At 71.0% G+C, this 16,021-nt stretch carries 11 protein-coding genes; 4 read left to right on the forward strand and 7 right to left on the reverse strand.

All coding sequences use genetic code 11. The features are described 5' to 3' along the window. Positions 1–2: 2 nt before the first annotated feature. From H293_RS0102520 to hrcA, 4 genes are all read right to left on the reverse strand, one after another. On the reverse strand, positions 3–752 hold the full coding sequence (locus tag H293_RS0102520) for a 16S rRNA (uracil(1498)-N(3))-methyltransferase (RefSeq protein WP_020116308.1): 750 nt from the start codon (positions 750–752) through the stop codon (positions 3–5). After that, the gene (locus H293_RS0102525) at positions 749–1,825 is read right to left on the reverse strand and encodes a nitronate monooxygenase (RefSeq protein ID WP_020116309.1); all 1,077 of its coding nucleotides are present in this window, start codon (positions 1,823–1,825) and stop codon (positions 749–751) included. Before H293_RS0102525 ends, H293_RS0102520 begins: the two co-directional genes overlap by 4 nt. 165 nt (positions 1,826–1,990) lie before the next feature. Next, positions 1,991–3,130, reverse strand: a complete 1,140-nt coding sequence (gene dnaJ / locus H293_RS0102530; protein ID WP_007381949.1) for a molecular chaperone DnaJ — start codon at positions 3,128–3,130, stop codon at positions 1,991–1,993. Beyond that, positions 3,131–4,147: a heat-inducible transcriptional repressor HrcA gene (gene hrcA / locus H293_RS0102535; RefSeq protein WP_007381950.1), complete on the reverse strand. Its 1,017-nt coding sequence runs from the start codon at positions 4,145–4,147 to the stop codon at positions 3,131–3,133. Positions 4,148–4,288: 141 nt separating this feature from the next. Between hrcA and H293_RS0102540 the strand changes: the two genes are divergently transcribed. Then, entirely contained in the window at positions 4,289–5,020 is a 732-nt protein-coding gene (locus H293_RS0102540; protein WP_020116310.1) for an MBL fold metallo-hydrolase, read from the forward strand. A 31-nt stretch (positions 5,021–5,051) separates the two neighbouring features. Beyond that, positions 5,052–5,858 carry a DUF3097 domain-containing protein gene (locus H293_RS0102545; protein WP_020116311.1) on the forward strand — a complete coding sequence of 269 codons (807 nt, stop codon included), beginning with the start codon at positions 5,052–5,054 and terminating at the stop codon, positions 5,856–5,858. 107 nt (positions 5,859–5,965) lie between these two features. On the opposite strand, the gene hemW is transcribed toward H293_RS0102545, so the two are convergent. Together hemW and H293_RS0102555 are read right to left on the reverse strand one after the other, a co-directional pair. Beyond that, positions 5,966–7,198 (reverse strand): radical SAM family heme chaperone HemW, encoded by a 1,233-nt coding sequence (gene hemW, locus H293_RS0102550; protein ID WP_028807481.1) that lies wholly within the window; start codon positions 7,196–7,198, stop codon positions 5,966–5,968. A gap of 30 nt (positions 7,199–7,228) precedes the next feature. Further along, positions 7,229–9,226: an ATP-binding SpoIIE family protein phosphatase gene (locus H293_RS0102555; RefSeq protein WP_028807482.1), complete on the reverse strand. Its 1,998-nt coding sequence runs from the start codon at positions 9,224–9,226 to the stop codon at positions 7,229–7,231. Positions 9,227–9,328: 102 nt separating this feature from the next. Here H293_RS0102555 and H293_RS0102560 point away from each other — a divergent pair, with 102 nt between their 5' ends. Together H293_RS0102560 and H293_RS0102565 are read left to right on the forward strand one after the other, a co-directional pair. Beyond that, positions 9,329–13,459, forward strand: a complete 4,131-nt coding sequence (locus tag H293_RS0102560; protein ID WP_028807483.1) for a HAMP domain-containing protein — start codon at positions 9,329–9,331, stop codon at positions 13,457–13,459. A gap of 13 nt (positions 13,460–13,472) precedes the next feature. Next, complete coding sequence (locus H293_RS0102565) at positions 13,473–14,018, forward strand: response regulator (protein WP_020116315.1); 546 nt, start codon at positions 13,473–13,475, stop codon at positions 14,016–14,018. A gap of 116 nt (positions 14,019–14,134) precedes the next feature. Here the strand turns inward: H293_RS0102565 and H293_RS0102570 are convergent, their stop codons facing one another. Next, complete coding sequence (locus H293_RS0102570; protein ID WP_020116316.1) at positions 14,135–16,009, reverse strand: AMP-dependent synthetase/ligase; 1,875 nt, start codon at positions 16,007–16,009, stop codon at positions 14,135–14,137. Positions 16,010–16,021: the final 12 nt, after the last annotated feature.

Raw genomic sequence — 16,021 nt, forward strand, 5'->3', positions numbered from 1 at the left:
GGTCAGGACCAGCGGCCGGTGCGGCCAAGGAGCAGGGCGGTCGCCGCGGTTCCGGCGGTCGAGGTACGCAGCACGGTGGGCCCGAGGACGTAGGTGCGGGCACCGGCCTCCTCGAAGAGCGCCAACTCGTCCTTGGCGACGCCTCCTTCGGGGCCCACGACCAGCACGATCTCGCCCTCGTCGGGGAGTTCGGCGGTGGCCAGCGGTTCGCTGCCGCGTTCGAAGTCGGAGTGGAGCACGGCGGCGAAGTCGGCTTTGGCGAGAAGTGCGGCAACCTGCTTGGTGGTTGCCGCGTCCGCGATCTGAGGGAAGCGGATCCGGCGGGACTGCTTGCCGGCCTCGCGGGCGGTGGCCCGCCACTTGCCGAGCGCCTTCAGACCCCGCTCACCCTTCCACTGGGTGATGCAGCGGGCCGCCTGCCACGGCACGACGGCGTCGACGCCGACCTCGGTCATGGTCTCGACGGCGAGTTCACCGCGGTCGCCCTTGGGAAGGGCCTGGACGACGGTGATGCGGGGCTGCGCCCGGGGTTCCTCGCTGACCGAGTCCAGCTGGACGATCAGCCGGTCCTTGCCCTCGGTGCCGAGCACCACGCAGTCGGCCCAGCGCCCGGCGCCGTCGGTGAGGATGACGTCCTCGCCGGGCTGGAGCCGCTTCACGGAGACGGCGTGGCGGCCTTCGGGGCCGTCGAGAACGTAGCGTCCGCCGCCGCCCGCGTCGAAGTGCTCGACCACGAACACCGGTGCGGTCATCGCAGGTCCCCCTTGCCTGACAACGCTGTCCTGGCCGCGTCGAGTTCGGCCGCGAGTATCTCCACGAGCTGCCCCGCGGGCAGTTCGCGTGCCAACCGGTGCCCCTGCCCCGCCCACAGCGCCATGCCCTGGGCGTCCTTGGCCTTGGCGGCGGCCTTCCTGAGCGGGGCGGTGAGGTGGTGGACCTCGGGGTAGGCGGCGGGGGCATACGGTCCGTGCTCGCGCAGGAAACGGTTGACCAGGCCACGGGCCGGCCGGCCGGAGAAGGCGCGGGTCAACTCGGTGCGGACGTAGAGGGGGTTGGTCAGCGCCTGCTTGTGCACGTCGTGGGCGCCGGACTCGGGCGCGGCGAGGAACGCCGTGCCGAGCTGGGCCGCGCTCGCGCCGGCGGCGAGGACGGCGGCGATCTGGCTGCCGCGCATGATGCCGCCGGCGGCGACGATCGGGAGGCCGACCGTCTCACGGATCTGCGCGACCAGGGAGAGCAGCCCGAGGCCCGAGCCGTCCTGCTCGGGGAGGTCGCGGTGGGTGCCCTGGTGTCCGCCGGCCTCGATGCCCTGCGCGATGACCGCGTCGGCGCCCGCGTACTGCACGGCCAGGGCCTCTTCGGGGGTGGTCGCGGTGACCAGGGTGAAGATCCCCGCGCGGCGCAGCGACTCCAGGGCGTCGCTGCTCGGGATGCCGAAGTGGAAGGAGACGACCGGCACGGGGTTGTCGAGGAGTACGGCGAGCTTGGCGTCGTACCCGTCGTCACGGCCGCTGTCGGGGTCGCCGAGCTCGGTCTCGTACCAGGTGGCCTCGCCGGCCAGCTGGTGGGCGTAGACCTCGACGGCCGCGAAGTCGGCATACTCGGGCTGCGGCATGAAGAGGTTCACCCCGAAGGGGCGCCCGGTCAGCCCGCGCAGCTGCTTGATCTCCTGGTACATCCCGTCGGCCGTCTTGTACCCGGCGGCGAGGAATCCGAGCCCGCCCGCATCGGACACGGCGGCGGCGAGCCGCGGCACGGAGACGCCGCCCGCCATGGGGGCCTGCACGATCGGATGAGGGAAGAGATCGGTCAGTGCGGAGGACATGACGGCATGTTGTCACGTCCTCCGAACAAGTCCGAATCCGACCTTCGCACCGCTCAGGTACGCCCGTTGAACGCATCCTTCAACCGCGAGAACAGCCCCTGCTGCCCCGGCTGACTGTGTCTGCCCGGGGGACGACCCCCGGACCCCCGGCAGCCGTCCCACAGCTCACGTACGCCCGTTGAACGCATCCTTCAACCGCGAGAACAGCCCCTGCTGCCCCGGCTGGAACTGCCCCGTGGGCCGTTCCTCGCCGCGGAGCTTGGCCAGCTCGCGGAGCAGGCGTTCCTGTTCCGGGTCCAGCTTGGTGGGGGTCTGGACCTCGACATGGACGATGAGGTCGCCGCGGCCGCCGCCGCGCAGGTGGGTGACGCCCCGGCTGTGCAGCGGGATCGACTGGCCGGACTGGGTGCCCGGGCGGATGTCGACCTCCTCCATGCCGTCCAGCGTCTCCAGCGGCACCTTCGTGCCGAGCGACGCCGCCGTCATCGGGAGGGTGACCGTGCAGTGCAGGTCGTCGCCCCGGCGCTGGAACTGCGAGTGCGGGAGTTCGTGGATCTCGACGTACAGGTCACCGGCGGGGCCGCCACCGGGGCCGACCTCGCCCTCACCCGCGAGCTGGATCCGCGTGCCGTTGTCCACACCGGCCGGGATCTTCACGGTCAGCGTGCGGCGCGAGCGGACCCGGCCGTCGCCGGCGCACTCCGGGCACGGGGTGGGGACCACGGTGCCGAAGCCCTGGCACTGCGGGCACGGGCGGGACGTCATGACCTGGCCCAGGAAGGACCGCGTCACCTGCGACACCTCGCCGCGGCCGCGGCACATGTCGCACGTCTGCGCCGAGGTCCCCGGCGCCGCGCCCTCACCACTACAGGTGGTGCAGACGATCGCCGTGTCGACCTGGATGTCCTTCGTGGTGCCGAAGGCCGCCTCGTCGAGCTCGATCTCCAGCCGGATCATCGCGTCCTGGCCGCGCCGGGTGCGCGAGCGCGGCCCCCGCTGCGAGGCCGTACCGAAGAACGCGTCCATGATGTCCGAGAAGTTCCCGAACCCACCGGCCCCGAAGCCGCCCGCGCCACCGCCGCCGGCCTGCGAGAGCGGGTCGCCGCCGAGGTCGTAGACCTGCTTCTTCTGCGGGTCCGACAACACCTCGTAAGCGGCGTTGATCTCCTTGAACCGCTCCTGGGTCTTCGGATCCGGGTTGACGTCCGGGTGCAGCTCGCGCGCGAGCCGACGGAACGCCTTCTTGATCTCATCCTGCGACGCGTCGCGGCGCACGCCGAGAACGGCGTAGTAGTCCGTGGCCACTTACGACTCCGCCAGGATCTGTCCGACGTACCGTGCCACTGCGCGTACCGCTCCCATCGTTCCCGGGTAATCCATGCGGGTCGGTCCGACCACGCCGAGCTTGGCGACTGCCTCGCCGCCCGAACCGTAGCCGACCGACACCACCGAAGTGGAGTTGAGTCCCTCGTAGGCGTTCTCATGACCAATACGTACGGTCATGCCCGAATCTCCGGCCTCACCAAGGAGCTTGAGGAGGACGACCTGCTCCTCCAAAGCTTCCAGGACGGGCCGGATCGTGAGGGGAAAGTCATGTCCGAAGCGGGTGAGATTGGCGGTGCCGCCGATCATCAGCCGCTCCTCGTTCTCCTCGACGAGCGTCTCCAGGAGAGTGGAGAGCACTGTCGAGACCGTACCCCGGTCCTCGACGTCGAAGCCTTCGGGCAGGTCCTCGACGAGCTGCGGCACATCGGCGAACCGCCGCCCGGCGATCCGGCTGTTGAGCCGCGCCCGCAGATCGGCGAGCGAGGCCTCCCCGAAGGGTGCCGGGCAGTCGACCATGCGCTGCTCGACCCGGCCGGTGTCCGTGATCAGCACGAGCATCACGCGCGCCGGGGCGAGCGAGAGCAGCTCCACGTGCCGCACGGTCGAGCGGGTGAGGGACGGGTACTGCACGACGGCGACCTGCCGGGTGAGCTGCGCGAGCAGCCGCACGGTCCGGGCCACGACGTCGTCGAGGTCCACGGCGCCGTCGAGGAAGTTCTGGATCGCGCGCCGCTCGGGCGCGGTCATCGGCTTGACGCCCGCCAGTTTGTCGACGAACAGCCGGTAGCCCTTGTCGGTGGGGATCCGCCCGGCGCTGGTGTGCGGCTGGGCGATGAACCCCTCGTCCTCCAAGACCGCCATGTCGTTGCGGACGGTCGCCGGGGAGACTCCGAGGTTGTGCCGCTCGGTCAGGGCCTTCGACCCGACCGGCTCCTCGGTGCCGACGTAGTCCTGGACGATCGCGCGCAACACCTGAAGCCTGCGTTCACTCAGCATCGCGCACACCTCCAGAGGTCGTCGTTCCCTTGGCACTCTGTCCGTCCGAGTGCCAGCGCTCCCGGGCCAGTGTACGGCGGTGGGGTAGTCCCTGGGCAAGGCTGGTCCCGGCGTGACGGGTTGTAGGGCTAGCGTCGCCGTATGACGGTGACTTGGGAAGAGCTCGGGTGGGAGCGGGTCGCGACCGGGGTGGGGCGGTGCCGGCTGCCCGGCTGGGACTGTACGGCGGGCCTGGTGATCGGCGAGGGCATGGCCCTGTTGGTCGACGCGGGCTCGGGCCTCGTGGAGGGTGCCCGTCTGCGCGCGCAGGCCGGGGAACTGGCCGGCCGGCATGTGACCCATCTCGCGCTCACCCACCCCCACTTCGACCATGTCTTCGGGGCGGCGGCCTTCGCGGGGGCGGAGGTGTTCGGCGCGGTGGGCGTGGAGACGGTGCTGGCGGGGCGGCTCGGGCGGGCGGAGCTGCGGGCGGACGCGGTGCGCAACGGACTGGACGCGGCGGTGGCCGACGAGGCGGTAGACGCCCTCGTCTCCCCTCGGCACCACGTCTCGGGCGAGTGGACGCTCGACCTCGGCGGTGGCCGCCAGGTCCTGCTGGCGAACGTCGGCCCCGGCCACACGGCCCACGACCTCGCCGTCCTGGTGCCCGGCACCCCGGAGGTCGTCTTCTGCGGCGACCTGGTCGAGGAGTCGGGGGAACCGCAGGCGGGCCCGGACGCCGTACCGCAGCACTGGCCGGCCGCGCTGGACCGGCTCCTCGACCTGGGCGGCGAGGACGCGCTGTACGTGCCCGGTCACGGAGCGGTGGTGGACGCGGCGTTCGTGCGGGCGCAGCGCGACGCGCTGGCCGCCCGTTTCGGCGTGTCGTGGTGATCCCCGGGCCGGTTCTCCTATCGTCATCCGAATGCGCCAGTACTCCGCCGACCTGACCCCTCCGTGGAAGAAGCCCAAGCCGGTGCCGGAGGTGCCCGCCGAGCCCGGTCTGGTGGTCGAGGAGCCGGGCACCGGTTTCTGCGGCGCGGTGATCCGCTGCGAGGCGGGCACGGTGACCCTGGAGGACCGCTTCGGCAAGCACCGGGTGTTCCCGCTGGAGCCCCGCGGTTTCCTCCTGGAGGGCCGGGTGGTGACCCTGGTGCGGCCCTCGTCACAGGCGCCCGTACGGCCGTCCCGTACCGCTTCCGGCTCGGTGGCCGTGCCCGGCGCACGCGCACGCGTGGCCCGCGCCGGCCGGATCTATGTCGAGGGCCGGCACGACGCGGAACTGGTGGAGAAGGTCTGGGGCGACGACCTGCGCATCGAGGGCGTGGTCGTGGAGTACCTGGAGGGCGTGGACGACCTGCCGTCGATCGTGGCCGAGTTCGCGCCGGGTCCGGACGCGCGGCTGGGAGTCCTGGTGGACCACCTGCTGCCCGGCACGAAGGAGTGGCGCATCGCCCAGGAGGTGACCAGCGAACACGCCCTGGTCGTCGGTCACCCGTACATCGACATCTGGGAGGCGGTGAAGCCGTCGTCCCTGGGCATCGAGGCGTGGCCCCGCGTCCCGCACGGCCAGGACTGGAAGACGGGCGTGTGCAAGGCCCTGGGCTGGCCGTCGGAGAACACGGGCGCGGTGTGGCAGGCGATCCTGAAGCGGGTGGGGTCCTACCGGGACCTGGAGCCGGAGCTGCTGGGGCGGGTGGAGGAGCTGATCGACTTCGTCACCGCGCCGTGAGTGTGCGGGCGGGTCGTACGTCCGCGGGCCGGTGGGGGCTGGTCGCGCCGCGCGGCGGAGCCGCAAATCGATACAGTCCCGCGCCCCTGGGCAGGTCCCAGCCGCCCTCAGTCCACCAGGTCCCGCACCACCGCATCCGCCAGCAACCGCCCCCGAAGCGTCAGCACGGCCCGCCCCCCCTCATAGGGCCGGTCTTCGAGCAGGCCCTCTCCCCGTGCCCGGCGAGAAGCGCTCAGCCCCTCCTCGCGCAGCAATGACAACGGCACCCCCTCCCGAAGCCGCAGCTCCAGCAGAATCCGCTCGACCCGCCGGTCCTCGTCCGACAGCAGCTCGCGTCCGGCGCCCGGGGACCTGCCGGAGGCCAGCGCGGCCGCGTACGCCCCGGGATGCTTCACGTTCCACCACCGCACCCCGCCCACGTGCGAGTGCGCCCCGGGACCGGCCCCCCACCAGTCCGCCCCGCGCCAGTACAGCTCGTTGTGCAGGCACCGGCCCGCTTCCGAGGTCGCCCAGTTCGACACCTCGTACCAGTCGAATCCGGCCGAGGACAGAGCCTCGTCCGCGATCAGATACCGGTCCGCGTGCTCGTCGTCGTCGGTCATCGGGACCTCGCCCCGACGGATACGGCGAGCGAGCTGCGTGCCCTCCTCGACGATCAGCGCGTACGCCGACACATGATCCGGTCCGGCCCCGATCGCCGCCTCCAGGGACGCCCGCCAGTCGTCGTCGGACTCGCCGGGTGTGCCGTAGATCAGGTCGAGGTTCACATGGTCGAAGCCCGCCGCCCTGGCCTCCGCGACACACGCCTCCGGCCGGCCCGGGGTGTGCGTGCGGTCCAGCACTTTCAGGACATGCTGGCGCGCGCTCTGCATCCCGAAGGACACCCGGTTGAAGCCGCCCTCCCGCAGCGCGGCCAGATAGGCCGGGTCCACCGACTCCGGGTTCGCCTCGGTGGTCACCTCCGCGTCCGCGGCCAGCCCGAACTCGTCACGGATCGCCCCCAGCATCCGTACGAGATCCCCGGCGGCCAGGAGGGTCGGCGTGCCGCCCCCGACGAACACCGTGCGGACCGGGCGCGGGTCGTCGCCGAGGACCTTCCGCGCCAGGCGGATCTCGTCGATCAGCGTCTCGGCGTAGTTGTCGCGGGACGCCAGCACCCCGCCCGAACCGCGCAGCTCGGTCGCGGTGTAGGTGTTGAAGTCGCAGTAGCCGCAGCGGGTCGCGCAGTACGGCACATGCAGGTAGAAGCCGAGGGGGCGGTCGGCGGACCCGGCGAGCGCGGACGCGGGGAGCGAGCCGTCGTCGGGGACGGGTTCGCCGTCGGGGAGTGCGGAAGGCATGTCCTCCATTGTCCAGCACCCCGCGGACACCTATTCCGCCTGCAGGACCAGCAGGGCCAGATCGTCCTCCGGCGGCCGTGCCCCGAAGTCGTGCACCAGCCGCCTGATCCGCTCCGCGATCAGTTCGGCGTCCAGTCCGGCGCACCCGGCGAACGCCTCCGCGAGCCCGTCCTCGTCGTCGAACTGCCGGGGGCCGCTGCGCCGCTCGGTCACCCCGTCGGTGACGCACAGCAGGCTGTCGCCGGACCGCAGCTCGAAGGTCTCACTGGTGTACGTCTCGTCCTCGACGACCCCGAGCAGGGTCTGCGGCCGCGCGGCCGTACGGACCTCGCCGCCCGCTCCGAGCAGCAGCGGCAGCGGATGTCCGGCGGAGGCGAGGGTGCAGCGCACTCCGCCGTCGAAGGGCGCGAGCTCGCCGTACAGGAGGGACAGGAAGCGGGTCTGCGGGCCGTCGCCGGGGTGCGTGGGGCGTCCGCCCGCGGCCGCCAGGGCTCGTGCGGCCGCGTCGGCGGCCTCCGTCGCGTCGTCGAGGAGGAGCTGGTTGAGGCGGTCCAGTACGTCGGCGACGCGGTAGCCCTCGCGGGCCAGCAGCCGGAGCCAGGGCCGTGCGAGACCGATCACCACGGCGGCCTCGGGGCCCTTGCCCTGGACGTCGCCGACGGCGAAGCACCAGCGGCCGTCGCCGGCCGGGAAGAGGTCGTAGAAGTCGCCGCTGGGTCCGCCCTTGTCGCACGGCTCGTACACCAGGGCGCTGCGCACGCCGGGGATCTCGGCGACCGCGCCGGGCAGCAGACCGCGCTGGAGCACCGCGCTGATGGTGGCCTGGCGGGCGTACTGGCGGGCCGCGCCGATGGCGAGCGCGACCCGGCGGCTGAGGTCCTCGACGAGCCCGGTGATCTCGTCGGGGAAGGACACCAGCCCGGCCCGGCCGATGACCAGGGAGCCCAGCGGGCGGCCGCCTGCGGTGAGGCGGTAGGCGAGCGCGGAGCCGTGGGTGCCGTGCGGGCCGAGCGCCTCGCCGGGCCAGGGGAACCGCACGGGCCCGGGATGCTCCGGCCCCGACGAGCCCGGCGGCTCCTTCTCCAGCGCCTGCCGCAGATCCTCGATCCGGTTCTCGGAGGAGTGCCACACCCGGGCCAGCCGGGGCCCGGACACACCGCTCTCGCCCCAGGCCGTCCCGCCGCTCCGGACCTCACCCGGACGAGGGGACCCCCAGCGTCCGGCGACCTCGTCCTCCAGCCACACCGCGCACCAGTCGGCCAGCCGCGGCACGATCAGCTGGCCGGCGAGCGCGGCGACCAGGTTCTCGTCGAGCTGCCCGGCGAGCAGGTCGGAGGCCTCGGCGAGGAAGGACAGCGCACCGCGGTTGAGCCAGTCCCGGTCGGGCTCACCGGGGGACGCGGGCTCGGGCGCGGCCGGGGGCCGGGACGGGGGTGGCACCGGGGCGAGCATCCCGGCGACCCGCAGACCCCGCTCGTGCGCCTGCTCCCCGGCGTACGCCTGGATCCCGTCGAGGGCGTCCTTCCCTCCGGCAGGCAGCTGCGCCCACACGGTCTTGGCGCCGGTGCGGTAGGTGATGCCCCAGGTCTCGGCGAGGGCGGCGACCAGACGCAGCCCACGCCCGTGCTCCGGTGTTCCGTACGCGGGTTCGAGGTCACCGTCACGGGGGGCGCGCGAGGGGTGGTGGTCGAGGACCTCGACGACGAGCGCTCCGGTGTGCGCCTCCAGGCGGCAGTCCAGCTCGATGTCGGTGCCCGCGTGCACGACGGCGTTGGTGACGAGCTCGCTGACCACGACCACGGCGTCGTCGGCCTGCCGGTCGCTCAGGAACTCGGCGCCGGGCAGGGCGAGTTCGGCCCACTCGGCGACCGCCGCCCGTATCAGGGCCCGGGCCGAGCCCGGGGCGAGCGGACCGCCGGGGAGGGTGGCGTGGGCGTGCGCCGGGGCGTGCGGGAGCGCGTCGTCACCGCGCGCGGGCGGATCGGACGCGTGGGCAACGGACTCCCGTTGCACAGGAATGGCCCCCATGTCCGTCTCCCCGAGCAGTTCGGACGAATACACCTCAGTCGATGCGGACAGAGTGACAGACTGGCCACGCCCATAAGCGCCGAGTTACCGAAGTGGGCCGCCATGAGTGAGAACAGTGGTACGCGTGTGCTCGAAGAAGGACACAATGCCGACCGGATTCGAGCATCGGATCTGCGTCCCCTGCTCGCCGCGATGACCGCTGCCCGGGACGGCGACTTCCGCCGGATGCCGGAGTCCGGGGACGGGATCGTGGCCGAACTGACGGCCGTCTTCAACCAGTTGGTGGACCGCAACGTCCACTTCACCGGCGAGGTCAACCGGGTGAAGCGGGAGCTGGTGCGGCACGGCCGACTGGACGAACGGCTGTCCCCCAGCCCCGGGCAGGGCACGTGGACCTCCCGGGTCGACGACGTGAACCAGCTGCTCGACGCCCTGGTGGCCCCGGCCGCCAACGCGACCCGGGTCCTGGACGCGGTGGCCGGCGGTGATCTGACCCAGCGGGTCGACCTGCACGACGGCAACCGGCAGCTGCGCGGTGATCTGCGGCGCCTCGGCCGGGCCGTGAACAAGATGGTCGACCAGCTCTCCCTGTTCACCGGCGAGGTGACCCGGGTGGCCCGCGAGGTCGGCACCGAGGGCCGGCTCGGGGGGCGGGCCAAGGTGACCGGCCTGTCGGGCAGTTGGCGCGATGTGACCGAGGCGGTGAACACCATGGCCTCGCGGCTGACCGCCCAGGTCCGGGACATCGCCCTGGTGACCACGGCGGTGGCCCGCGGCGACCTGACCCGCACGGTGACGGTCGAGGCGACGGGCGAGCTGCTCGAACTGAAGCTGACCGTGAACACGATGGTCGACCAACTCTCGGCCTTCGCCGACGAGGTCACGCGCGTGGCCCGCGAGGTCGGCACCGAGGGGCAGTTGGGCGGCCGGGCCCAGGTGCGCGGGGTGTCCGGGGTCTGGAAGGACCTCACGGACAACGTCAACTTCATGGCGTCGAACCTGACTTCGCAGGTCCGGAACATCGCCCAGGTGACGACCGCCGTGGCCAACGGCGACCTGAGTCAGAAGATCACCGTGGACGCGCAGGGCGAGATCCTGGAGCTGAAGTCCACGATCAACACCATGGTCGACCAGCTCTCGGCCTTCGCCGACGAGGTCACCCGCGTGGCCCGCGAGGTCGGTACCGAGGGCAACCTCGGCGGGCGGGCCCAGGTGCGGGGTGTGTCGGGCGTCTGGAAGGACCTGACCGACAACGTCAACTTCATGGCGGACAACCTGACCTCGCAGGTCCGCAACATCGCGCTGGTGTCGACGGCGGTGGCCCAGGGCGACCTCGGCAAGAAGATCACGGTCGAGGCGAAGGGCGAGATCCTGGAGCTGAAGTCGACCATCAACACCATGGTCGACCAGCTCTCCGCCTTCGCCGACGAGGTCACCCGCGTGGCCCGCGAGGTCGGCACCGAGGGCAACCTCGGTGGCCAGGCGCAGGTGCGAGGTGTGTCGGGCGTCTGGAAGGACCTCACCGACAACGTCAACTTCATGGCCCTGAACCTGACCTCCCAGGTCCGGAACATCGCCCAGGTGACGACCGCCGTCGCCAACGGCGACCTCTCCAAGAAGATCACGGTCGACGCCCGCGGCGAGATCCTCGAACTGAAGGACACCGTCAACACGATGGTGGAGCAGCTGCGCGCCTTCGCCGACGAGGTGACCCGGGTGGCCCGCGAGGTCGGCACCGACGGCCGGCTCGGCGGGCGGGCCCAGGTCCTCGGCGTCTCCGGGGTGTGGCGGGACCTGACCGACAACGTCAACTACATGGCCGACAACCTGACGTCCCAGGTCCGCAACATCGCCCAGGTGACGACGGCCGTGGCCAACGGCGACCTGTCCAAGAAGATCGACGTGGACGCGCGCGGCGAGATCCTGGAGCTCAAGACCGCCATCAACACCATGGTCGACACGCTGTCCTCCTTCTCCTCCGAGGTCACCCGCGTGGCCCGGGAGGTGGGCTCCGAAGGCCAACTGGGCGGCCAGGCACGGGTCGAGGGCGTGTACGGCACCTGGAAGCGGCTGACGACCAACGTGAACGAACTCGCCCTGAACCTGACCACCCAGGTCCGCGCGATCGCCGAGGTCGCCTCCGCGGTGGCCCAGGGCGACATGTCCCGCTCCATCACCGTGGAGACCCAGGGCGAGGTCACCGAGCTGAAGGACAACATCAACCTGATGGTGGCCAACCTCCGCGAGACGACCCGCGCGAAGGACTGGCTGGAGTCCAACCTGGCCCGCCTGGCCGCGCTGATGCAGGGCCACCGGGACCTGATGGAGGTCGCCGACCTGATCCTGCGCGAGCTGACCCCGCTGGTGAACGCCCAGTACGGGGCGTTCTTCCTGGCCGACCCGGACGAGGACGGCGCCTCCTTGCGCACAACCGTTCCTGCAAAGGGACTGGCGTTCATCGCGGGCTACGGCTCGGCGCAGGGCGCGACCGTCGACACGGGCGGCATGCCGGTCCACGGGCTCGTCCGCCAGGCGGCCCGCGAGAAGAAGCGGATCCTGGTGGAGGAGGCACCGCCGGACTACATCAAGATCAACAGCGGGCTGGGCGAGGCGGCCCCGAGCAGTGTCGTCATCATTCCGATCCTCTTCGAGGACAAGCTCCTCGGCGTCATCGAACTCGCGTCCTTCTCCCGCTTCTCCGACGTCCACCTGGCCTTCTTCGACCAGTTCGTGAACACCATCGGCGTCGCCATCAACACCATCATCGCCAACTCCCGCACCGAGTCCCTGCTCGGCGAGTCCCAGCGCCTGGCGATGCAGCTCCAGGAGCGCTCGGACGAACTCCAGATGCAGCAGGCGGAGTTGCAGCGCTCGAACGCCGAACTGGAGGAGAAGGCAGCCCTGCTGGCGACCTCCTCGCAGTACAAGTCGGAGTTCCTGGCGAACATGTCGCACGAGCTGCGCACGCCGCTGAACTCCCTGCTGATCCTCGCCAGACTGCTCTCCGACAACCCGGACGGCCATCTCTCCGACCAGGAGGTGCAGTTCGCGACGACGATCCACCGCTCGGGCTCCGACCTGCTCCAGCTGATCAACGACATCCTGGACCTGTCGAAGATCGAGGCCGGCCGGATGGACGTACGCCCCAAGAAGCTGCCGCTCATCAAGCTCCTCGACTACGTCCACGCCACCTTCCGCCCGCTCACCCTGGACCGGGGGCTCGCCTTCGAGGTGGCGGTCGGCGAGGACGTGCCGCGCGAGATGTACTCGGACGAACAGCGCCTCCAGCAGATCCTGCGCAACCTGCTCTCCAACGCGATCAAGTTCACCGCCTCGGGCCGGGTCGAGCTGCGTGTGAGCCGATTCAAGGATCCCGACCACCGATACGTCCGCGACAGCGACGACGTGGTCGCCTTCGCGGTGTCCGACACCGGCATCGGGATCGCGCGGGAGAAACTCCCGGTGATCTTCGAGGCGTTCCAGCAGGCCGACGGCACGACCAACCGCAAGTACGGCGGCACCGGGCTCGGCCTGTCCATCAGCCGGGAGATCGCGGGCCTGCTGGGCGGCCGTATCGTCGCGGAGAGCGAACCCGGCAAGGGCTCCACGTTCACCCTCTACGTCCCCGTCGTCAGCCCCGGCCACTCGGCGACCGGACCGACCACCGAGGACGACCCCCTGCCGGCCCCGGAGGACCTGTCCACCGAGCCGTATCCGACCGCCCACGACGCTGAGGACTCGTGGCCTGCGCCCACCAAGCTGGAGGCGTGGACGTCGGGCCGGGCGGGCCAGGTGCTGTCCGGGCGGCGGGTGCTGATCGTCGACGACGACATCCGCAACGTCTTCGCCCTCACCCATGTGCTGGGCCGCGTCGGCATGCCGGTCCTGTACGCGGAGAACGGCCGCGAGGGCATCGAGACCCTGGAGCGCAACCCGGACGTCGAACTCGTCCTGATGGACATCATGATGCCGGAGATGGACGGCTACGAGACCATCGCCGCCATCCGCCGCACCCAGCGCTGGACCGGCCTGCCCATCGTCGCGCTCACCGCGAAGGCCATGCCCGGAGACCGTGAGAAGTCGATCGCGCGCGGCGCCAACGACTACGTACCCAAGCCGGTGGACGTCGACCAGCTGCTGACCGTCGTATGCGCCCTCCTCGACCCCGAGGGCGCTGCGACGCGGGAGCGGACCGACGCCGAGGAGGCGGTGGTACCGCCCACCGACGACTGAATGAGGCAGTCAGATGAACGCTGAGGCAAGGACCGACGACGGTGCCGGGATCCTCCTGGTCGACGACATGGAGGACAACCTGATCGCGCTGGAGGCGGTCCTGGGATCCCTCAACGAACCACTGGTCCGCGCCCGTTCGGGCGAGGAGGCGATGAAGGCCCTGCTCCGCCGCCGGTTCGCGCTGGTCCTCCTGGACGTGCGCATGCCGGGCATGGACGGCTTCGAGACGGCGGCGAACATCAAACGCCTGGACCAGACGAAGGACGTCCCGATCATCTTCCTCACCGGCACGGACGACGACTCGGGTTACGCCTTCCGCGGCTACGCGACGGGCGCGGCGGACTATCTGACCAAGCCCTTCGACCCGTGGGTGCTCCGCGCGAAGGTCAGCGTGTTCCTGGAACTCCACAGAAAGAACCAGCAGTTGGAGCGCCTGCTGGCGCGCCAGCGTGCCGATTACCAGGAGGTGGGCAGGCGACTGGCGGCCCTGGAGGACGAGTTGACGGAAGCTCAGCGCGTCCAGGTGAAGGAACTACGGAGCCTGCTCGAGAAGCGCTGACTGTCTGCCTTCAGGGGCGCGGGGCCGTGTCGATTTTCGGCTCCGCCGCGTGGGCGCGACAAGCCACGGCGAACCGCAAGCCGCCAAGCAGTCCCCGCCACCCCTCCGCTCACGCGCTACGCCTCGCGAGAGCCCGCGTACATCTCCTCGATGAGGTGCTTGTACTCCCGCTCAACGACAGGCCGCTTCAGCTTCAGACTCGGCGTGATCTCACCGTGCTCCACGTCGAGGTCCCGCGGCAGCAACCGGAACTTCTTGATCGTCTGCCACCGCTGAAGCCCCTCGTTGAGCTGCTTCACATACCCCTCGACCATGGACACGGTGACGGGCGCGGCGACGACCTCCGCGTACGACTTCCCTTCGAGCCCGTTCTCCTTGGCCCACTCGAGGATCGAGACCTCGTCCAGCGCGATGAGCGCCGTACAGAAGTTCCGGTCCGCCCCGTGCACCAGGATGTTGGACACGTACGGGCACACCGCCTTGAACTGCCCCTCGACCTCGGCGGGCGCGATGTACTTGCCGCCGGACGTCTTGATGAGGTCCTTCTTGCGGTCGGTGATCCGCAGGTACCCGTCGGGCGACAGCTCGCCGATGTCCCCGGTGTGGAACCACCCGTCGGCCTCAAGGACCTCGGCGGTCTTCTCGGGCAGGCCGTGGTAGCCCTCCATGATCCCCGGGCCCCGCAGCAGGATCTCCCCGTCGTCCGCGATGCGGACCTCCGTGCCGGGCAGCGGCTTGCCGACCGTACCGGTGCGGTAGGCCTCGCCCGGGTTCACGAAGGAGGCCGCGGAGGACTCCGTGAGGCCGTAGCCCTCCAGGATGTGGATGCCGGCGCCCGCGAAGAAGTAGCCGATCTCGGGGGCGAGCGCGGCGGACCCGGAGACACACGCCCGCAGGTTCCCGCCGAACGCCTCCCGGATCTTCGCGAAGACCAGCGCGTCGGCCACCTTGTGCTTGGCGCTCAGCCCGAAGGGCGCCGAGGCGACCCCGGTGCGCCGGAAGTTGTCCTGGGTGGCCTTGGCGTACTCCCGGCCCACCTCGGCGGCCCACTGGAAGATCTTGTACTTGGCGCCGCCGCCCGCACGGGCCTTCGCCGCGACCCCGTTGTAGACCTTCTCGAAGATGCGCGGAACGGCCGCCATGTACGTCGGCTGCACGATCGGCAGATTCTCGATGATCTTGTCGACGCGGCCGTCCACGGCGGTGACGTGACCGACCTCGATCTGCCCGGAGGTGAGCACCTTGCCGAAGACGTGGGCGAGCGGCAGCCACAGGTACTGCACGTCGTCGGCGCTGACCAGCCCGGTCGCGGCGATCGCCTTGGCCATGTAGGACCAGTTGTCGTGCGGCAGGCGCACGCCCTTGGGACGGCCGGTGGTGCCGGAGGTGTAGATCAGCGTCGCGAGCTGGTCGCTGGTGATCGCGCCGACCCGCTCCTTGATCAGGTCGGGGTCCTTCTCCAGGCGGGCGGCGCCCCGGGCCTCCAGCTCGGTGAGCGTGAGCACGAAGTCGCTGGTCTCCACGCCTGCCGGGTCGATCACCACGACCTGGGTGAGCGTGGGCAGCTCACCGCGCTTCTCGACCGCCTTGGCGAGCTGGGCCGCGTCCTCCGCGATCAGCACCCGGCTCTCGGAGTCGGAGAGGATGAACGCCGACTCGTCGGCGTTGGTCTGCGGGTAGACCGTGGTCGTGGCGGCACCGGCGCACATGATGCCGAGGTCCGCGAGGATCCAGTCGAGACGCGTCGAGGAGGCGAGGGCGACCCGCTGCTCGGGCTGCACCCCCAGCTCGATCAGCCCGGCCGCGATGGCGTGCACCCGCTCCGCGGCCTGTGCCCAGGTGAGCGACTTCCACTCGTCCGGGCCCTGGCCGGAGGCCGTCGGCACCGGGTAGCGGTACGCCTCGGCGTCCGGTGTGTTCGCAACGCGCTCCAGGAAGAGGGTCGCCACACTCGGCGGGCGGTTCTCGATCAGTGTCTGTGTGTCGCTCACGACATCCTCCGG

The organism is Streptomyces canus 299MFChir4.1 (assembly GCF_000383615.1).
Taxonomy (GTDB): Bacteria; Actinomycetota; Actinomycetes; order Streptomycetales; family Streptomycetaceae; genus Streptomyces; species Streptomyces canus_C.